The organism is Acinetobacter sp. 24-47-39 (assembly GCF_056783825.1).
The window spans coordinates 141,455-160,691 of the sequence record NZ_JBWYIP010000003.1; the positions used below are offsets into that span (position 1 = coordinate 141,455).

Here is a 19,237-nt window from a genome sequence, read left to right on the forward strand (position 1 = left end):
GTGATTACCCCTCTACCTTAGGTAAAACTTGACTCTTTTTTAATGGAGTTCCTTGATGATTTTGAACTTTGTAAAGTGCAGAATAAAAAACCATTGCTAAAACTAGCATTGCCAGATCGAACGAAGCGATAACCCATTGACCGTGAGCTATAGTACGCCATAAAGGTTGACCACCTGTGATAAAGTTTACAAGCGGAAGTAAAGCAAAAAGCAGGGTAGCGAGACTCAGTAATTCAAGCCAAGCTTGGCGATGGGTGCGAAAAACAGCATAAACCAGTGTGAAGAGCCACACGATAAAGAATGTACGGATTTCCCAGTTTAAACGCATTTCCATATCGGCAGGGATAAAACGGTTTGCATAAAAATAAGCTGCACAAGCAATTGGTAAGCCGATAATCGCAGCGATATTGGTAATCTCAACCGTGCGATAGCCAAAGGATTTATAACCTTGTTTCGCTTGTTGAGGTGCACGTTTAACGCACCATAAAATTAATCCTGTTGCGACCATTAGCGTGCCAACGATACCAGAAAAAAAGAGTATCCAACGTAAGGCTAAATCAACTCCTCGTGCTTCATGTAGAACAGTGACAACATTGTAAATGCCATTGGGAATAGAAGGATTTTTGAGTTGAGCGGAATCATCTGTAATGTTTTGACCTGTCACACCATTGAAGTCTAAAGTTTCATATACGCCACGATGAGCGATACTTGCGCCGTGTAAAGCACGTAACTCTATGGTCGCCTTAGATGTATTTGGTGCTTTAATCGTGATCGAACCAATCGGATTGTTTTTCCACTTCGCTTCAGCTTGAGTGAGGATTGGGGCAATATCTGTAAGTGGTGCAGGTTCAGCTTTACGATCTTGGTTTCGAGTACGTCGACCTTCACCTCGATTCTTTCTCTCACCATCCATTTTGTTAGCATGTTCATTTGATGCTGACTGCGTACCACGAGCCTCAATTTCTGTACGAGCATTCATCATTGAACGCTGATTTCCTTGCGGTTGATCAGTACGAGTCTGCCCTTGTGGTTCTGCTGGATTTTGAATTAAGGATTTTCGTTGGTCTTGTAGAAAGGCGCCACGATTGTCATAAATTTGCTGTACCCCCCACGGCATGATGGTAAACAATAATAAAAGTAAACCACTAAAAGTGATCATGATATGAAAGGGAAGTGCGAATACAGCTGTTGCATTATGTGCGTCTAACCAAGAACGCTGTCCTTTACCTGTTCTAAAGGTAAAGAAATCTTTAAAGATTTTCTTATGGGTGATGATGCCACTAATAATTGCAACAAGCATAAACATAGTTGCTATGCCCACAATCCAACGTGACCATATACGTGGCATTCCGTATAATTCAAAATGGAAACGATACAGAAAACTACCACCACGGGTTTCACGGGCTTCTAATACTTCACCTGTGGCACTGTCAATCGTCACACGTTCACCACCGCGACGAGCATTGGGATCTTCTCCGACATTCCGGATATTCAGTGTGGTGTAATTTTGACGAGCATTGGGCAATTGAATTCCCCAGCTCCCCGCATCAGTATGATTATTCTGCAAATATTGCAGAGCTACTTGCGTCTGCTCAAGTTGAGATTGGCTAGGAATCGATTGGTGATACTCGGGTTTCATCCATGTACTGATTTCTGCTTGGAAAAAACTCAAAGTACCGGTTACAAAGATGGCATACAGCAACCATCCTAGTATCAAACTAGCCCAAGTATGTAACCATGACATCGATTGGCGTGGGCCTTCAGCTTTGGCATCACTTCTCATGAATTAGTTCCCCATGATTTTATAGATGAGAAATAAAGCAAGGCTAGGTAAGACGATGCCCAATGTGGCTTTCCTGGTTTTGTGAACCATAAAAACCCAAATAAACGCTGCACACTGTAAACAGAAAGCAATGAGCGTTGCTGACATCGCTGCGCTAGATTGATATGTGCTAAATGTTTGTGCAATTACGATGGCAGAGAGGGATGCAAGCAAATAACCTCCAATACCCGCCAATAAAAAACGATAGAGCACCATCAGGCGATAACTGATAGAAACTGATTTAGTAGTCTTACGAGTTTTTTTTACTTGATTCCCAAGTGTTAACTCGCCTGGTAGTTCGAATTCTGTACTGTTCATAAAAGTAAGAAAGTGTGAGTGTATGTAATTATTGTAAATGATAACAATTATTGTTTATCTTTAGAATTATAAATTTAGCATTTTAGAAATAAATTTTTAATTGAATTAGCTTGGGCATGTTAATTGCAGCGTTGTAGATATTTTTTATCGATAGGTAAAATTTATGACGTATCAAGTTTTTTACTGTAAATCTAATCCTGATGCTCAGTTTGTGTTGTTATCTTCAGGGCTAGGAGGACATGGACATTTTTGGCATCCTCAATTAGATATATTGTCTCGTTTTTTTCATGTTATTACATATGATCAAGAAGGTTGTCATGCAGATGCTGCATTACTAGCACCAACTTATTCAATGACCGATATGGCAGTACAAGTGATACAGATTTTAGAGGATCTAAAGATCGATGAATTCCATTTTATCGGTCATGCTTTAGGTGGGCATATTGGAGCGGAGTTAGCAGTTTTAATTAAAAATACAAAATTGGAAATGTTGAGTTTGACCAGTATTAATGCGTGGGACTCACTAGATCCACATACGCTCAAATGTTTTGAAGCTCGAGAATCGTTATTACAAAATGCTGGTGCAGAGGCATATGTTAGAGCTCAAGCATTATTTCTTTATCCACCTGTATGGATCTCTGTTAATATCGATCAAATACAACAAGCAGAAAATAATCAACTCCGAAACTTTCCACCAAAAGAGAATGTACTGAGACGTCTGAAGGCTTTAAAGGAATTTAAAATAACGAATGAACATATCACCGCACTTCAACGAACTCCAATTCACTTGATTGCAAATCGTGATGATTTCTTGGTTCCAGTACATAAGACTCTTGATCTTCAGAAAAATTTTGTACATGCACAATGCTCAATTTTTTATGTAGGTGCACATGCTTCTACTGTGACTGAGCCAAATATCACTAATCAAGCACTTATTCAATTTCTTCGATCACTCTAGCATTTGAAACTTTTCAATTGCATATAAAAAACCACGATTGAGATCGTGGTTTTTTTAATTATTTTACCAAATGGTATTTTTTTGGAACATCTTGTGCACTTTTTTATGACGTTCTTTAGGAGTGATGAGTAATGGGATTATGTGATTAATTTATCATAAGGTAAAATATAAAATTATTAAGTTGTTGTAATATATAATAAAATAATAATTGGCACACCATTTGCTAAATATCTAATACAAGCTCGAAAGCTTAATCCTACTAAATCAAATTTAACTGATCGTTAAATTAGGAGTGTTAGATATGAAAATTGGTGTCTTTTGTCCGATCGGAAATAATGGCTGGTTACTCTCAGAAAATGCTCCTCAATACAAACCAAGTTTTGAGTTAAATAAAAAAATTGTCCAACGCGCAGAGCATTACGGTTTTGACTTTGCATTGTCTATGATCAAGCTGCGTGGTTTCGGGGGTAAGACTGAGTTTTGGGATCACAACTTAGAAACTTTTACGCTTATGGCGGGTCTTGCTGCAGTCACCAGCAAAATAAAAATTTATGCAACAGCTGCGACGCTAGTGATGCCACCTGCCATAGTTGCACGCATGGCATCTACGATTGATTCAATTTCGAATGGTCGTTTCGGCCTAAATGTCGTCACAGGTTGGCAAGCGCCAGAATATACCCAAATGGGCATGTGGCCCGGTGATGAATATTTCGGAAAGCGTTACGAATACTTATCTGAATACGTACAAATTCTGCGTGAATTATGGGCAACAGGTAAATCTGATTTTAAAGGTGACCATTTCCAAATGGATGATTGCCGAGTTAGCCCACGCCCGCAAGCAGAGATGAAAATTATCTGCGCTGGTCAATCGGATACAGGTTTGGAATTTTCTGCTCAACACGCTGATTACAATTTTGTTTTTGGTAAAGGGCTTAATACACCAACAGCCTATGCAGAAATCAACGATCGTTTAAAAGCAAAAACAGATATTACGGGTCGTGATGTTCAAACCTACGTTTTGTTCATGATTATCGCTGCTGAAACAGACGAAGAAGCGATGGCGAAGTGGCAACATTACAACGATGGCGCTGATATTGAAGCGATCAACTGGTTAATGAATCAAGGCGGAAAAGATACTAAATCTGGTGCAGATACTAATATTCGTCAAATGGCTTCATCAGTATCACCAGTCAACATCAATATGGGAACGTTGGTGGGTTCTTACGAAACTATCGCAAAAATGCTAGATGAGATTAGTGAGGTGAAAGGAACTGAAGGCATTTTACTGACATTTGATGATTTTGTTGAAGGTGTTGAAAGTTTTGGACAGCGGATTCAGCCGCTTATGAAATGTCGTGAACATGTTGTGGTTGAAGGAATGAGTTCAGAACCTGTGTTGGAGAAAATCGCATGAGTCATTTAGAAAATACCGTTGAAGCTGGATTTACTGCACAAGCGGGTACGGGTGTAAAACTCAAAGCCGAACCGGAAAATATTGTGCTTGCACCAGAGCAAACAGCATTAATCGTGATTGATATGCAAAATGCGTATACGTCAAAAGGTGGTTATTTAGATCTTGCTGGGTTTGATGTGTCGACGACAAAACCTGTGGTTGAAAATATTAAAAAGGCAGTTTCTGCAGCACATGATGCTGGTATTCAAGTGATCTATTTCAAAAACGGTTGGGATAATCAATATCGTGAAGCAGGTGGTATTGATTCACCAAACTTTCATAAATCAAATGCACTGAAGACCATGCGTAAGCGTCCTGAGCTACAAGGCAAATTGTTAGCAAAAGGGGATTGGGATTTTGAGTTGATTGATGAGTTGGTGCCAGCTCCTCAAGATATTGTGATTGAAAAGCCTCGTTATAGTGGATTCTTTAACACGGCGCTAGACAGCATGCTCAGAGTGCGTGGAATTCGTAATTTGGTTTTTGTTGGTATCGCGACCAATGTATGCGTTGAATCGACGCTCAGAGATGGCTTCTTTCTAGAATATTTTGGCGTGGCTTTAGACGATGCCTGTCATCAAGCAGGGCCAAAAGAAGCCCATGTCGCAAGTATGTACAACATAAAAACCTTCTTTGGATGGGTGTCGGATACAGAAAGTTTTGTCAGTAGTTTTGCAGATCAACCAACACTCTCTGAAAGCGCATAGATATTTATAAATTTTAAAATTAGGAAATAAGTCATGTCAAAAGAAGTCATTATTCCAGTGGGTTCAGGTAAGCCACTCGCACCGTATTCGCCAGCAACTAAAGCAGACAACATTGTCTATGTTTCAGGCACTTTGCCTTTTGATGAAAACAACAATGTAGTTCATGTTGGAGACGTAGCAGCACAGACACGCCATGTCCTTGAAACAATAAAGAAGGTCATCGAAACTGCTGGCGGAACAATGTCTGACATTACTTTCAACCATATTTTTCTGACAGATTGGGCAAACTACGCTGCAATGAATGAAGTATATGCCGAATATTTTCCGAATGCAGAACCAGCTCGTTACTGTGTTCAAACAGGATTAGTCAAACCTGATGCACTCATCGAAATTGCTTCGATTGCTCATGTTTAATTTGAAAGCTTTCATCACCCTATTATGAGTCCCTCACTGACTGCTTAGGCGATGAGGGATGGAGAACACTATGAATGCAAATGTGAAATCAATCAATTTACCCGAGGCAGTGAGTGCCACATTCAACATTGACCAACAGGTTTTTAGGCAAGGAATGTCGAATTTAGGTGCAGCTGTCAATGTCATTACTACAGCTGGTCAAGCAGGAAAAGCTGGCTTCACAGCTTCAGCTGTATGTAGTGTGACAGATACACCACCAACATTGCTGGTATGTCTAAATCGATCAGCATCAGTATTTGAAACATTTAAAAGTAATCAGGTTTTGTGTGTCAATACTTTAAGTAGTAGTCAAAAGCATTTATCAAATGTGTTTGGGGGTAAAACTCCAATGGCAGAACGTTTTGAAAAGGGGGACTGGTCAACATTAGTCACAGGTGCACCTATTTTAGAAGGTGCGCTAGTGAGTTTTGATTGTGAAGTCGTACAAAGTTTATCGGTAGGCAGTCATGATGTTTTGTTCTGCCATGTAAAGGGGATGAAACAGCAAGCGGGTGAAAAAGCCCTCATGTATTTTAACCGCGCATATTGCGAGCCAGTTCCAATGGTCTAAAACAGCATGCTTGATCAGGAGAAGGTCGATGAGCACAAAAGAAACATGGTTTCCAAAATTTAAACCTTTCCAAGGAAATCTAGACACGACCGCAGTTCAAGTAGATGAGTACTTGCCGCCAGGTAAAAGTATGGTATTGGGGCTGCAGCATGCATTTGCAATGTTTGGAGCAACAGTACTTGCCCCTTTACTGATGGGTTTCGATCCGAATCTTACAATGTTTATTACGGGTATTGGGACAATATTATTTTTCCTAATGACTGGGGGGCGTATGCCGAGCTATTTAGGCTCGAGCTTCGCTTTCATTGGAGCAGTCATTGCAGTCACTGGTTATACCGGTGTTGGCTTAAATCCAAACCTAGGCTTAGCACTTGGCGGTACCATTGCATGCGGTATTTTGTACGCCTTGATCGGTTTGATCGTGATGAAAACTGGCACAGCATGGATTGAAAAATTGATGCCACCAATTGTGACTGGAGCAATTGTGATGATCATTGGTTTGCATTTAGCACCAGTGGCGATCAAAAGTGTCTCTGCTAATCAGTTTGATTCATGGATGGCTCTAATTACGATTATTTGTATTAGTGTGATCGCCGTATTTACTAAGGGCATGATCCGTAGATTATTATTGCTCATTGGCTTAGTGGCTTCTTACTTTATTTATTTTTTACTCACCAATGTTTTGGGTTTTGGTACAGCGATCGATTTTACTAAAGTCAGTGAGGCAGCTTGGTTCGGTTTACCTACTTTTCATGCGCCAGTGTTTGAATTTAATGCCATGCTCCTTATTGCTCCCGTAGCGATCATCTTAGTTGCAGAGAATCTAGGACATTTCAAAGCGGTGTCTGCAATGACTGGACGTAATCTTTCACCATATATGGGACGAGGTTTCTTTGCAGATGGTGTGTGTACGACCTTGTCTGCATCAGTCGGTGGAACAGGAATGACAACATATGCTGAGAACATTGGTGTGATGGCGGTAACCAAAATTTATGCGACCACCATATTTTTATTTGCTGGCGTATTTGCAATTTTGCTAGGTCTATCACCAAAATTTGGCGCGGTTATTAGTACGATTCCTGTCGCATTATTAGGGGGAGCTTCGATTGTTGTTTTCGGTCTGATTACAGTGGCTGGTGCTAAAATTTGGGTGGACAACCGCGTAGATTTTACCAAAAACAGTACTCTGTTGATTGCTGCTGTCACCTTAATTATGGGGACAGGCAATTATAGTTTACAAATTGGGAATTTTGATTTGGGTGGAATAGGGACTGCAACATTAGCGGCTATTTTATTGAATCTTTTCTTAAATCGTGAAGATAAAAATGCGCAAACAGTAGAGCTCGAAAACAAACCGCATTCAGCAGAAGCAACGGCACTCCCTAACACTCAAATTTAAGGTGAAATTAAAAATGAAAATTGCATTTATCGGTTTAGGTGCTATGGGATGGCACATGGCGAGCCATTTACCAAAACTAGGATTTGAAGTTTTGGTTTGGAACCGTAATTTTGAAAAAGCAGAAGCACATGCACAAACATTTGGTACTAAAGCGACTTCTGTCGATCAAGCAGTGAAAGCAGATTTTATTTTCAGTTGCTTACCCACCAGTGCAGATATCGAACAGCTTATTGCTCAAAATCCTCCGGTCAAGGGGAGCGTATGGATCGACTGTACCAGTGGTGTACCTGTAAGTGCTTTAAAACTTGCAAATCAGTTGAAATTTAATGGTGTTGAATATTTAGATGCCCCCGTTTCTGGGCAAACTATAGGTGCTGAAAAAGGGACACTGACGGTAATGGTTGGAGGTGATTTCGATGCTTATAAGCGTGCAAAACCGATTATTCAGGCATTTGCAGGATTAATTGAATATGTCGGGGAGAGTGGTTCTGGATTTGCTGTTAAAGCGGTGAATAATACGTTGATGGCAACCCATCTATGGGCACTTGCAGAAGGATTGACGGTATTAAAGTCAAAAGGAGTAGATTTGAATAGTGCATTGAATTGTATTAATCATTCTAGTGGTAAAAGTTCAATGTCTGAAAATATTATGGCGCAACGTGTCTTGAGTCGTGCGTTTCCAAAAACCTTCGCCTTAAATCTTTTACAAAAGGATATTGGAATTGCGACTGATCTAATTCAAGAGCAAGCGTTGAATTTGCCAGCGATGCAACTTATACAAAATCAGTATATGCAAATTGAAAAAGTGAAAGCTCAAGATTCTGATTTTTCAGCTGTGGTTCAAGTGCTTGAACATCAATCTAAAATTGAATTAAGTTAAATCTAGCGTCGAAATACCTTATAAAACCGCTTAATGTAGATTAAGCGGTTTATCTATGAATGCTCAATGAGATTAGCTTTGTTGATATTCATTAATGACTTCTAACGCGGCTCTAAATGCTTCTTGGGTAGCTGGAGCACCACAGTACGGCAAGCTGTGCAAAAGAACCTCTTGGATTTCTTCAATAGTTGCGCCGTTGTTTAAAGCGCCACGTACATGACCTTTAAGTTCTGTTGGGCTTTTTTGGGCTGTTAAAAATGCAATCGTGATTAAGGAACGATACTTGCGCGGTAAAACACCTTCACGTTGCCAAGTTGAACCCCATGCATGCTCATTAATCCAATCTTGAAGTGGTTGAGTAAATGGAACTGTATTGTCTTGTGCACGTTTGACAAAATTTTCTCCCATCACTTCGGTTCGAACTTTTAAACCATTTTCATAATCTTGTTTTGACATTTTTTTCCTCATAAAAAAAGCGCACCTTAAGATGCGCTATAGCATAAATATTAAGCTGGGATTTCAATCGCAATCGCAGTTGCTTCTCCACCACCAATGCAAAGCGCGGCAACACCTTTTGTTTTACCTAAGCGTTTTAATGCATGGATGAGAGTCAAAATAATACGTGAACCTGATGACCCCAATGGATGCCCGAGTGCACAAGCTCCACCGTGGATATTCACTTTTTCAGGATCTAAATGAAAAGCATCAATCGCTGCCATGGTTACCATCGCGAACGCTTCATTAATTTCCCACAAATCCACGTCTTCAACAGTCCAGCCCGCTTTGTTTAATACTTTTTCAATTGCACCAACAGGTGCGATGGTAAATTCTGATGGGTGTTGAGAGTGAGATGCGTAAGCTTTAATCGTTGCTAAAGTTGAAAGCCCCTTTGCTGTTGCGTGTTCAGCAGAAGTCACTAAAAATGCTGATGCACCATCACTAATTGAACTGGCATTCGCTGCAGTAATTGTACCGTCTTTAGCAAATGCTGGGCGTAGCGTAGGAATTTTATCAATTTTTGCTGTAAATGGATTTTCATCTTGGGCAACGATGACATCGCCTTTACGTGAACTTACTGTAACGGGGGTGATTTCATCTTTGAAATAATTATTTTGAATCGCATTCTGAGCACGAGTTAAGGAGCGAATCGCGAAATCGTCTTGTTGTTCACGTGTGTAGTTTTTCTTATCTGCCATTTCTTGAGCAAGAATACCCATTGAATAGCCAGTTTCAGCATCTTCCAAACCTTCTTGGAACATGTGATCAATCACTTTGCCATGTCCCATACGGTAACCTGCGCGTGCTTTGTCCATGAGATAAGGTGCATTCGACATGGATTCCATTCCGCCAGCGACGATAATATTTACCGAGCCAGCTTTAATGGCATCTGCAGCTTGCATCACGGCTTTCATGCCAGACCCACAGATTTTATTGATCGTTGTTGCACCTACATGATCTGGTACACCTGCAATTCGCATCGCTTGACGAGCAGGACCTTGTTTTAATCCCGCAGGTAAAACACACCCCATAATCACTTCATCTAATTGATCCGCAGCAAGCTTAGATTGGTCAAGTACGGCTTTAATGACTTCAGCACCAAGTTGCGGGGCTGTTAAGCTTGAAAGTCCTCCCTGAAAGCTACCCATAGCGGTACGGCTACCTGCAACTAATACGATTTCTTGACTCATAGCGTTGATCCTTGTCCTGTAGTTTATATGATTCAAATGCGTGTCAATTTCATATGTTCAAAATTTAATGACAGCTATTTATTAGTTGTAATCACATTATCATAAAAAATGAATAAAGATTCATTATTTTGTTTTCATTTAATTTCGCTTATTTTGATGTTGTTTTCTATAACACCATAGTGGAATGAAATATAAAAAGTGGAATGAAAAATAAAAAACGACCCTTTAGGATCGTTTTTTCAGAAGCAATTGGGTGACTAGTATTGTGTAGAATTTGACAAAGCCTGAGCGTGAGGGTTCTCAAGTTCTAAACTCTGGTTAAGTTCAGTATCGAAAACATCAGTCAACATACTGTCAAAACGTTTAGCGTTATACGTAAGCAACTGATCTGCTTCAGCTTGAGTGATGAAATTCTCCTTAAGAGCAGATTCAATATGCTCTTCGAAAGTCAGACCTGTAAATTGGCCTTTGGATTCAGCCTTTTTAAACTTATTCCATAAATCCTCAATTTGAAGCAACATTTGGAATGTAGACTCCATGCGTCCATTGACATCATCGGGATCAGTGCTATAGAAGACATGTTTTTTTAATTCATCGCGGAAAGCATTTTCCTGAAGAATTAGTTCACCTAATTTAAGTTTCAAGGCATCCGATGGTTGAGTAATAGGACGACCAAAAGGGAAACAAATAAGTTTGACTAAACTTGCGGCAATTTTTACAGGGAAGTTATCAAACAGACCATAGAACGCTGCTTGAGATGCATATAATGCTTTCTCAAGTGCGAGTTTAGCATGCAGTTGTTCAGCTTCAGTACGTTGACCATTTTCATAAAATTTAAGAATTGCAGTCGCAATAAATAAGTGTGAATGCATATCTGCCAATCGTCCAGACAGCATTTCTTTGCGTTTGATATCACCTGCAAGGAGGCCTAAGCACATATCTGCGACTAAGGCAAAATTAGCACTCAAACGATTAATGGTTTTGTAGTAAGGGCGACTGAAATCATCAGCCTTTACTGAGCCTTCTGTTGATCCGCCTATAAAACCATAAGCAAATGATTTAGCGGTTCGATTAAATGTATAACCCAAATGCTTATAAAGAATGTCATTAAACTCTTTTAATGCTGCATCTTTATTTTCGGCTTGTAAAAGTTGTAATTCTTCAAATAAATAGGGATGACAACGCATCGAACCTTGACCAAAAATCATCAGTGAACGACTCAGAATATTGGCACCCTCAACAGTAATCGAAACAGGGATCGCTTGGTACATGAGCGCCAAGAAGTTACGAGGACCCATTTGGATAGCACGCCCGCCCACAATATCCATACTATGATTAACAATCTCACGCATGGTCTCAGTTGCGTAGTATTTTGCCATTGCGGTCATAACTGCGGGCTTACCCCCTTGGTTTAGGCCACAAGTGACGAGGTAACGGAATGCTTCAAGCATATAGGTATCGCTAGCGATATCACTTGAAACCTCTTGAACACCTTCGAATTTACCGACTGAAATTTTGAATTGTTGACGGACACGAGCAAAGGCGCCGACATTTAAATAACACATTTCACCTGCAGCTGTTGATAGTGCTGGAAGAGAAATACCGCGGCCAACTGCCAGACATTCCATCAGCATACGCCAGCCTTTACCTGCATTTTCTACACCACCAATAATCCAATCCAGCGGAATGAAGACATCTTTACCATCCACGGTACCATTCATAAATGGTGAACCTGGATTATGGCGTGCTCCTACAATCACACCTTCATGATCAGCTGGTAATAGGGCACATGTGATTCCGTATTCAGTTTTGTTTTTATCACCTAGTAAGCCTTCAGGGTCATATAATTTGAAAGCTAAACCGACCACCGTAGCAACAGGGGCAAGTGTAATCCAACGTTTGGAAAAATTCATTTTTAGGCCAAGAACTTCTTGTCCTTCAAATTGACCATAACAGACCACACCTGTATCAGGAATTGCACCTGCATCTGAACCTGCTTCAGGGCTTGTTAAACCAAAACATGGAATTTCTTCACCTTTTGCTAAACCTGGTAAATAACGATTCTTTTGATCTTCAGTACCGTAGTGTAAGAGTAATTCTCCTGGACCTAAAGAGTTAGGCACCATACAACTGACAGCAGTGGTAAGTGAGCGCGAGGCAATCTTACTCATGATACGGCTTTGCGCAAATGAGCTGAATTGTTTACCGCCGTATTCTTTAGGGATAATTAAACCCAGAAAACCTTTGGATTTAATAAATGACCAGACTTCTTCAGGGAGGTCTTTACGATGATGGTGAATATCCCATTCATCCAGCATCTGGCAGAGCTGTTCGACTTCATGATCGATAAATGATTGTTCTTCTTCAGACAGCGTGGGGTACGGATACTGATCAAATTTCTTCCAGTCTGGTGCCCCCATAAATAATTCTTTTTCCCACCAACTGGTTCCTGCATCCAATGCTTCACGCTCGGTACTACTCATTGTTGGCATTGCATTGGCTAGAGCTTTATAGGCAGGTTGTGTAATAAATTTCATCCTTAACGTATCAATACTGACAATCAATGAAATTAGGATAAAAGGAATACCGAGTATCAGCGACCAAGGGCTGATCAACGCGACTAAAATAGATACGACTGTGAGTATGATAGCCCCAGAAGTTCTTGAGAATTCGAAATAAAAAATAGCCCAGAGTGTTATAAATAGAATAATTAAACTGAGTATAAAAAACATTATGAACTGCTCCATTTATGATTTGGTCATGGAGCCAATACCCACAGTAAATTTAATCAAAGCACAAACATCAGATCTACAGAGATATTGGATCATGAAATGTGAAACGAAAGCGTTGAGTTCTAAAACGGACGCATATTAATACTTATATTGGATAAGATTGTTTGAAAAATATTCAAAATTCAAGCTGAAGAGAGATAAGAAATGTGTCAATAAGTAATTGAGAATTATAAAAACCACAAACAAAAAAGCCCTCATACGAGGGCTTTAAAGTAAGAAGAATTATGCTTCGATTGTTTGAACAGTAATTTTCTTTGCAGGATCAGCTTTACGACGAACTGCTGGTACTGGTTCGCCATAGTATTGACGATCAGCAAAATAACTTGAACGTACCATTGGTGCAGCCCAAATATTTTTAAAGCCTAATTTTTGCCCATGTGCTGTATAGCGTTCGAACTCTTCAGGTGTGACGAAGCGATCAATTGGTGCATGTTCTTTTGATGGTTGTAAATATTGACCAATCGTTACGTAGTCAACATCGTGTGCTTTAAGGTCATCAAGAAGTGCGAGAACTTCTTCTTCAGTTTCGCCAATACCTACCATCAAGCCACATTTAGTTGGAATATCTGGGCAGTATTCTTTAAACATTTTAAGAAGGTTTAAGGAATGTTGATAGTCTGAACCTGGACGCATTGCTTTGTATAAACGTGGTACGGTTTCAATGTTGTGGTTAAACACATCTGGAGGACATTCCGTCATGATGCGTAATGCAACATCCATACGACCACGGAAATCAGGTACTAAAATTTCCAATAATGTATTAGGACTTAAAGCACGCGCTTCTTTAATACAATCAACAAAGTGTTGCGCTCCACCATCGAGTAGATCATCACGGTCTACAGATGTTATAACAGCGTATTTCAAACCTAAGTTTGCAATTGTCTCAGCCATGTGGCGTGGTTCATCTGGGTCTAATGCATTCGGACGACCATGTGCCACATCACAAAATGGGCAACGACGTGTACAAATGTCACCCATAATCATGAAAGTTGCTGTACCACCACCAAAACATTCAGGAAGGTTTGGACATGCAGCTTCTTCACACACTGTATGTAATTTTTGTTCACGTAAAGTTGATTTAATGCGTTGAACCTCTTCTGGTGCAGCCATTTTGACGCGAATCCAGTCTGGTTTACGAGGTGCTTCAACCGTAGGAATCACTTTTACAGGAATACGTGCAACTTTCTCAGCGCCACGAAGTTTTTCACCCTGTACTGGTTTACGGTTTTCTGACATATTCAACGATTCCACTAATGTGTGACGGGAGGAAATATTAAAAATAGGTCTCTTATTATAGCGAATTTATGCATAAATTGGGCAAAAACGATATTCATAAAATAAATGTGGCTATCAAGTAATATATGGTATTGAAATACAGCAAATGTATGCATTTTCAGTCATAATATAAGTTAGATAAATGAAGAGATAATTGTATAGGAGCATTGAATGCCGCGTAAGAAAGAGGTCGTGAGTGGAACCTTTGTCAAATATGATGCAGTCGTTTTAGGTTCAGGCCCTGCTGGTGAAGGTGCGGCAATGAAACTTGCCAAATCAGGCAAGCGCGTTGCAGTAGTTGATATGCGTGAACAACTTGGTGGTAACTGTACGCATGTAGGAACCATTCCAAGTAAAGCTTTACGTCAAACGGTTTCTAGCATTATCCGTTATCAACGTGATCCAATGTTCCAAAAAGTGGGTGATTGGAAACAATTCACCATGAAGCAAGTGCTTCGTAATGCGCATAAAGTGATCCAACAGCAAGTGGATACACACTCGCGTTTTTACGACCGTAACCGCATTGATATTTTCCACGGTCGTGCTTATATCCAAGATCAAAATACGGTGGTGATTTTCACGCCTGAAGGTGTGAAAGAAACGATTATTTTTAAACAGTTGGTGATTGCGACAGGTAGTCGTCCATATCGTCCTTCAATTTTAGATTTCAATCACCCACGTGTGTTTGATTCTGACAAAATCTTAGACCTAGATTTTTCAATTCAAAAAATCATTATTTATGGCGCTGGTGTCATTGGCTGTGAATATGCATCTATCTTTATTGGCTTAGATCACAAAGTTGATTTGATTAATACTCAGCATAAATTACTGAGCTATTTAGATGACGAAATTGCTGATGCATTGTCATATCACTTACGTGAACAAGGTGTATTGATTCGCCACAATGAGCAGATTGATCACTTAGAAACATTTGATGATCATGTGGTGTTGCATCTTGAAAGTGGCAAGAAAATTAAAGCTGATGCAATTCTATGGTGTAATGGTCGATCTGGTAATACAGATGGTCTTGGCTTGGAAAATGTTGGCATCAAACCAAACAGCCGCGGACAACTATCAGTGAACGAGCAGTATCAAACTGAGGTTGAAAATATTTATGCTGCGGGTGACGTAATTGGTTGGCCGTCTCTAGCTTCAGCTGCATATGACCAAGGTCGCTGTGCTGGCGCGATTATGAGTGGTGAACAAGGTATCCAACCCGTAGTTGATATTCCTACTGGTATTTATACCATTCCAGAGATTTCATCAATTGGTAAAACTGAGCAGGAATTAACTGAAGAAAAAATTCCTTATGAAGTTGGTCAGGCGTCTTTCCGTCACCTTGCTCGTGCACAAATCACGGGTGATACAGTGGGTGAGTTAAAGATTTTGTTCCATCGCGAAACCTTAGAAATTTTAGGTGTGCATTGCTTCGGTAATAATGCTTCTGAAATTATTCATATTGGTCAAGCCGTGATGAATAGTCCGAACAATACCATCAAGTATTTTGTTGAGACAACGTTTAACTACCCAACGATGGCTGAAGCTTATCGCGTAGCAACGTTAAACGGGATGAATCGCTTGTTCTAAGGCGACTTGATGACAAAAAAAACTCGCAAGTCCAGGCTTGCGAGTTTTTTTATTTTTGCATTTAAGTTTGATCTTTAAATTACAAAATACAATAAAGCTCCATAGCTAACAAAGCTCGCTAATAAAGAGATGATGACAGGGATTTTTGATCTCAGTAAAAGAATGACAATGCCGATAAAAATAAAATCATAAATTGAGTGTAGATGTTTTTCAGCCATTTGAGCAATTAAACAGAGTAATAACCCGATGACCGCTGCATTAATTGCAGCTACGGCTGCTGCAATCTTTTTGTTTTTGACCCATTTTGACCAATAAGGGAGCGTGCCGAAAATAAGCAGAAATGAGGGCAGGAAAATTATACTGGTTGCAATCGCAGCGTTAAGTAAAGGCGATGCGGTAAATCCTAAATATGTGCCAACGTATCCTGCAAAACTAAATAAAGGGCCTGGAATAAGTTGAGCAAATGCATAGCCTAAGTCAAATTGTTCCGCAGTGATGTGTTGAGTAAGCACAAAATCTTCATACATGAGTGGCAGGATGATATGACCGCCCCCAAAAACCATTGAAGCAGTGTGATAAAAGCTTTCTAGATTTCTAAGCAAGCTTGATGAATAGATAAATTGCAGCGCAGGAAAAATAATAAATAAAGTGACAAACAGGATGAGCCAGAGATAATGATACTTTTGATATGCCTGAGTGGTTTTGATGTGCGGTGATGGCTGAGATTTTCCTTTTTTTGTAAATGCTAAGCCAATGAATCCAGCCACTAAAATTAAGAAAATTTGACTATAGCTCCACTGTGCAAAATAAATAAAAAAAGCAGAACTCAGCATCAGGACATACTGCCAAATTTCAGTACAGAAGCTTTTGAACATTTGTAAAAAAGCCCAAATGACGACGGCTATTACAATCAAATGGATGACGTGAAAGAGTTCAAGAGGTATATCGGAAAAAAAATATTGACCAAAAATAGCAAATGAAGTCATTAGAATGAAGGCAGGTAATGTAAATCCTAACCAAGCAATAAAGCCCCCCCAATATCCTTTGGATAAATATCCTATCGATAACCCCACTTGACTACTGGTCGGACCTGGCAACAATTGTGCTAATGCGATCAATTGTCCATATTCATGAGAGCTTAGCCATTTGAGCCGATCAACAAAAGTGCGATGAAATAACACCAAATGCGCTGCAGGACCACCAAATGAAATACATCCTAATTTAAGAAAAATAAAAAATAGTGCTGATAAGCTAACTTTAGGAAAATTATCTGATTTCATTTTGTAATCGTACGTTGTTTTTGAACTAAGTCTAATAGGGGATTATGACAGGTATTTGAAATGAATGAAGGAGTGATGAGCAGTAAGCCTTATCTTGAAAATGATAAGGCTTGTGGGTGTTAAATTAAGCAAAATTTCCATTTCTGAAATCATCAAATGCTTGCATGATTTCTTCCTGAGTATTCATGACGAAAGGACCGTGGGCAACAATGGGTTCATTCAATGGTTCACCACTTAAGCAAAGAATTTTCGCCGTACGATGAGCAAATATTTCGACCTGTGTTGATTTTGGGTCAAGATAAAGCGTTTGCATGGCTGTATAGATCTGACCATCAATCTCAACTTCTCCATCAAGGATGAAAATCAGATGATTCCAGTTTGGCATAAGATTTAATGGAAGGCGTGCTCCATGATTAAGTCTAATGTCATAAACATTCATGTTGCTAAATGTTTGAGCTGGTCCTTGATAAACAGTTGAGCCGATTTGATATTGACCAGCAATAACACGAATCTTGGTTTGCTCATCGTGAGTTAAAACTTCAGGAATATTTTGCTCAGTCAATTCCTGATATCTCGGCTCAGTCATCTTGGCATGCTCTGGTAGATTTACCCAAAGTTGAACCATATCCAAAACTCCGCCAGTTTTTGCAAAAGCTTCCGAATGGTGTTCTTCATGCAGAATACCTTTACCTGCGGTCATCCATTGCACTTCGTTTGGACCAATTTTTCCATGATTGCCTTTTGAGTCACGATGCTCTAATTCGCCGTCATAGACAATCGTCACCGTTTCAAAACCACGGTGGGGGTGTAAATCAACACCGCGTTGGTGGTGACTTGGAGAAAATCGATATTGACCTGTATAACCCATTACCAAGAATGGGCTGGTATGATTTCCTATTTCATGCATGGGTAACATGGAGTTTGTTGGAAAACCATCACCCACCCATGTGCTTCGATCGCTGGTATAGACTTTCTGAACTTGTGTCATTTATATTCCTCTATATATCGTTCTAATCATGATATTGAGGTATATTGATGAGATTACAGGGCGATTCTCTCAACAGATAATTCCAAAAATGAAACAATTATGCAAAATTTAAATGATTACTACTATTTTGTGCAAGTCGTTAAATATCAAGGTTTTACTAAGGCAAGTGAGGCTTTAGGTATTACAAAATCTAAGTTGTCTCGTCATATTTCAGATTTGGAAAACCGTTTACACGTAAGATTATTGCAACGAAATACACGAAAGTTTGCCGTAACCGCAGTTGGTCAAGAATTTTTTGAATATTGTATTAAGATTTTGGATCAAGTGGAGGCGGCAGAAAATTTTGTAGAGCAAAGTTTGTCGAGCGAGCCTTCAGGTTTAATTCGAATCTCGTGCCCAATTGGTTTGGTTGAGTTTCCGTTGGGGAATATGATTGCTAAATTCATGCAACATTACCCACGTGTTCAAGTTCATCTGGTCGCAACAAATCGTAAAATTGATCTCATAGAAGAGGGGATTGATTTGGCTGTTAGGGTGAGAAATTTACCACTTGAAGATAGCGACTTGATTGTACGAGAGCTTGATGCTTGGCAACATGTGTTAGTGGCAACGCCTGAATTAATTCAACAGATTCATGAGCCTATCCATTTGGATAACCTTGCACAACTTCCGAGTATAGGTTTTCATGTCCCAAAATCGATTTGGAGATTTCAATCCAAATTTGACACAGTTAATCAGTTTCAAGAAGTAGAATTCTTTCCAAGACTCAAAACTGATAATTTTGCTGCCATGAAATCTGCAGTGTTGAATAGTGTTGGAATAGCATCATTACCTAGAGTGTTTGTTTATGAAGAGCTTAATCAAGGCACTCTTGTAGAATTAGTCCCTGAATGGGAGTTACCACGTGGCGTTATTCATGTTGCCTATACATCACGACAAGGCATGATGCCTGCCGTGAGATGTTTATTAGATTATTTAATTGAGGAGTTTAAAAAACTGAGTTGTCAAAACTATGAAGTTATATAAATTAATGTGCGCAAAAAGCTTGGTTAAAATATGTAAATAA

The 19,237-nt window shown here is 39.6% G+C and carries 17 protein-coding genes; 9 read left to right on the forward strand and 8 right to left on the reverse strand.

Annotation, left to right across the window (positions count from 1 at the left end; all coding sequences use genetic code 11):
• Positions 1-4 precede the first annotated feature (4 nt).
• Both AC1M9C_RS04635 and AC1M9C_RS04640 read right to left on the reverse strand, forming a co-directional pair.
• Positions 5-1,783, reverse strand: a complete 1,779-nt coding sequence (locus AC1M9C_RS04635; protein ID WP_481586606.1) for a PepSY-associated TM helix domain-containing protein — start codon at positions 1,781-1,783, stop codon at positions 5-7.
• A 3-nt stretch (positions 1,784-1,786) separates the two neighbouring features.
• Positions 1,787-2,140, reverse strand: a complete 354-nt coding sequence (locus AC1M9C_RS04640) for a hypothetical protein (RefSeq protein WP_035265656.1) — start codon at positions 2,138-2,140, stop codon at positions 1,787-1,789.
• A gap of 163 nt (positions 2,141-2,303) precedes the next feature.
• Between AC1M9C_RS04640 and rutD the strand changes: the two genes are divergently transcribed.
• The 7 genes from rutD (at position 2,304) to AC1M9C_RS04675 (ending at position 8,561) form a co-directional block, all read left to right on the forward strand.
• On the forward strand, positions 2,304-3,098 hold the full coding sequence (gene rutD / locus AC1M9C_RS04645; protein ID WP_481586607.1) for a pyrimidine utilization protein D: 795 nt from the start codon (positions 2,304-2,306) through the stop codon (positions 3,096-3,098).
• 301 nt (positions 3,099-3,399) lie between these two features.
• Positions 3,400-4,512, forward strand: a complete 1,113-nt coding sequence (rutA, locus tag AC1M9C_RS04650) for a pyrimidine utilization protein A (protein WP_035265660.1) — start codon at positions 3,400-3,402, stop codon at positions 4,510-4,512.
• Complete coding sequence (gene rutB / locus AC1M9C_RS04655) at positions 4,509-5,258, forward strand: pyrimidine utilization protein B (protein ID WP_481586608.1); 750 nt, start codon at positions 4,509-4,511, stop codon at positions 5,256-5,258. The genes rutA and rutB overlap by 4 nt, the downstream gene beginning before the upstream one ends.
• A 33-nt stretch (positions 5,259-5,291) precedes the next feature.
• The gene (gene rutC / locus AC1M9C_RS04660; RefSeq protein WP_035265663.1) at positions 5,292-5,672 is read left to right on the forward strand and encodes a pyrimidine utilization protein C; all 381 of its coding nucleotides are present in this window, start codon (positions 5,292-5,294) and stop codon (positions 5,670-5,672) included.
• 70 nt (positions 5,673-5,742) lie between these two features.
• Positions 5,743-6,282 carry an NADH-dependent FMN reductase RutF gene (rutF, locus tag AC1M9C_RS04665; protein WP_481586609.1) on the forward strand — a complete coding sequence of 180 codons (540 nt, stop codon included), beginning with the start codon at positions 5,743-5,745 and terminating at the stop codon, positions 6,280-6,282.
• Positions 6,283-6,310: 28 nt separating this feature from the next.
• Positions 6,311-7,681: a pyrimidine utilization transport protein G gene (rutG, locus tag AC1M9C_RS04670; RefSeq protein ID WP_481586610.1), complete on the forward strand. Its 1,371-nt coding sequence runs from the start codon at positions 6,311-6,313 to the stop codon at positions 7,679-7,681.
• A gap of 13 nt (positions 7,682-7,694) precedes the next feature.
• Positions 7,695-8,561 (forward strand): NAD(P)-dependent oxidoreductase, encoded by an 867-nt coding sequence (locus AC1M9C_RS04675; protein WP_481586611.1) that lies wholly within the window; start codon positions 7,695-7,697, stop codon positions 8,559-8,561.
• A 72-nt stretch (positions 8,562-8,633) separates the two neighbouring features.
• On the opposite strand, the gene AC1M9C_RS04680 is transcribed toward AC1M9C_RS04675, so the two are convergent.
• The 4 genes from AC1M9C_RS04680 to lipA all read right to left on the reverse strand — a co-directional run bounded on the left by AC1M9C_RS04680 (position 8,634) and on the right by lipA (position 14,277).
• Positions 8,634-9,017: a carboxymuconolactone decarboxylase family protein gene (locus AC1M9C_RS04680; protein WP_481586612.1), complete on the reverse strand. Its 384-nt coding sequence runs from the start codon at positions 9,015-9,017 to the stop codon at positions 8,634-8,636.
• 50 nt (positions 9,018-9,067) lie between these two features.
• On the reverse strand, positions 9,068-10,249 hold the full coding sequence (locus AC1M9C_RS04685) for a thiolase family protein (RefSeq protein ID WP_481586613.1): 1,182 nt from the start codon (positions 10,247-10,249) through the stop codon (positions 9,068-9,070).
• 257 nt (positions 10,250-10,506) lie between these two features.
• Positions 10,507-12,981, reverse strand: coding sequence for an acyl-CoA dehydrogenase (locus AC1M9C_RS04690; RefSeq protein ID WP_481953280.1), 2,475 nt, complete (start codon positions 12,979-12,981; stop codon positions 10,507-10,509).
• Between the two features lie 282 nt (positions 12,982-13,263).
• Complete coding sequence (gene lipA, locus AC1M9C_RS04695) at positions 13,264-14,277, reverse strand: lipoyl synthase (protein ID WP_035265671.1); 1,014 nt, start codon at positions 14,275-14,277, stop codon at positions 13,264-13,266.
• A gap of 210 nt (positions 14,278-14,487) precedes the next feature.
• Here lipA and sthA point away from each other — a divergent pair, with 210 nt between their 5' ends.
• Positions 14,488-15,903: a Si-specific NAD(P)(+) transhydrogenase gene (gene sthA, locus AC1M9C_RS04700; RefSeq protein ID WP_035265673.1), complete on the forward strand. Its 1,416-nt coding sequence runs from the start codon at positions 14,488-14,490 to the stop codon at positions 15,901-15,903.
• Between the two features lie 74 nt (positions 15,904-15,977).
• Here sthA and chrA read toward each other — a convergent pair whose 3' ends face one another.
• The gene (gene chrA / locus AC1M9C_RS04705; protein WP_481586615.1) at positions 15,978-17,183 is read right to left on the reverse strand and encodes a chromate efflux transporter; all 1,206 of its coding nucleotides are present in this window, start codon (positions 17,181-17,183) and stop codon (positions 15,978-15,980) included.
• A 124-nt stretch (positions 17,184-17,307) separates the two neighbouring features.
• Positions 17,308-18,171, reverse strand: coding sequence for a pirin family protein (locus AC1M9C_RS04710; protein WP_481586616.1), 864 nt, complete (start codon positions 18,169-18,171; stop codon positions 17,308-17,310).
• A gap of 99 nt (positions 18,172-18,270) precedes the next feature.
• Here AC1M9C_RS04710 and AC1M9C_RS04715 point away from each other — a divergent pair, with 99 nt between their 5' ends.
• The gene (locus tag AC1M9C_RS04715) at positions 18,271-19,197 is read left to right on the forward strand and encodes a LysR substrate-binding domain-containing protein (RefSeq protein ID WP_481586617.1); all 927 of its coding nucleotides are present in this window, start codon (positions 18,271-18,273) and stop codon (positions 19,195-19,197) included.
• Positions 19,198-19,237 lie beyond the last annotated feature (40 nt).

Bases quoted from the DNA above. Each gene is read 5' to 3' on its own strand.
- AC1M9C_RS04715 (WP_481586617.1), top strand. From the start codon at position 18,271: ATGCAAAATTTAAATGATTACTACTATTTTGTGCAAGTCGTTAAATAT.
- chrA (WP_481586615.1), bottom strand. From the start codon at position 17,183: ATGAAATCAGATAATTTTCCTAAAGTTAGCTTATCAGCACTATTTTTT.
- AC1M9C_RS04635 (WP_481586606.1), bottom strand. From the start codon at position 1,783: ATGAGAAGTGATGCCAAAGCTGAAGGCCCACGCCAATCGATGTCATGG.
- rutF (WP_481586609.1), top strand. From the start codon at position 5,743: ATGAATGCAAATGTGAAATCAATCAATTTACCCGAGGCAGTGAGTGCC.
- AC1M9C_RS04675 (WP_481586611.1), top strand. From the start codon at position 7,695: ATGAAAATTGCATTTATCGGTTTAGGTGCTATGGGATGGCACATGGCG.
- rutD (WP_481586607.1), top strand. From the start codon at position 2,304: ATGACGTATCAAGTTTTTTACTGTAAATCTAATCCTGATGCTCAGTTT.
- AC1M9C_RS04640 (WP_035265656.1), bottom strand. From the start codon at position 2,140: ATGAACAGTACAGAATTCGAACTACCAGGCGAGTTAACACTTGGGAAT.
- rutG (WP_481586610.1), top strand. From the start codon at position 6,311: ATGAGCACAAAAGAAACATGGTTTCCAAAATTTAAACCTTTCCAAGGA.
- sthA (WP_035265673.1), top strand. From the start codon at position 14,488: ATGCCGCGTAAGAAAGAGGTCGTGAGTGGAACCTTTGTCAAATATGAT.
- AC1M9C_RS04690 (WP_481953280.1), bottom strand. From the start codon at position 12,981: ATGTTTTTTATACTCAGTTTAATTATTCTATTTATAACACTCTGGGCT.
- AC1M9C_RS04710 (WP_481586616.1), bottom strand. From the start codon at position 18,171: ATGACACAAGTTCAGAAAGTCTATACCAGCGATCGAAGCACATGGGTG.
- AC1M9C_RS04685 (WP_481586613.1), bottom strand. From the start codon at position 10,249: ATGAGTCAAGAAATCGTATTAGTTGCAGGTAGCCGTACCGCTATGGGT.
- rutB (WP_481586608.1), top strand. From the start codon at position 4,509: ATGAGTCATTTAGAAAATACCGTTGAAGCTGGATTTACTGCACAAGCG.
- AC1M9C_RS04680 (WP_481586612.1), bottom strand. From the start codon at position 9,017: ATGTCAAAACAAGATTATGAAAATGGTTTAAAAGTTCGAACCGAAGTG.
- rutC (WP_035265663.1), top strand. From the start codon at position 5,292: ATGTCAAAAGAAGTCATTATTCCAGTGGGTTCAGGTAAGCCACTCGCA.
- lipA (WP_035265671.1), bottom strand. From the start codon at position 14,277: ATGTCAGAAAACCGTAAACCAGTACAGGGTGAAAAACTTCGTGGCGCT.
- rutA (WP_035265660.1), top strand. From the start codon at position 3,400: ATGAAAATTGGTGTCTTTTGTCCGATCGGAAATAATGGCTGGTTACTC.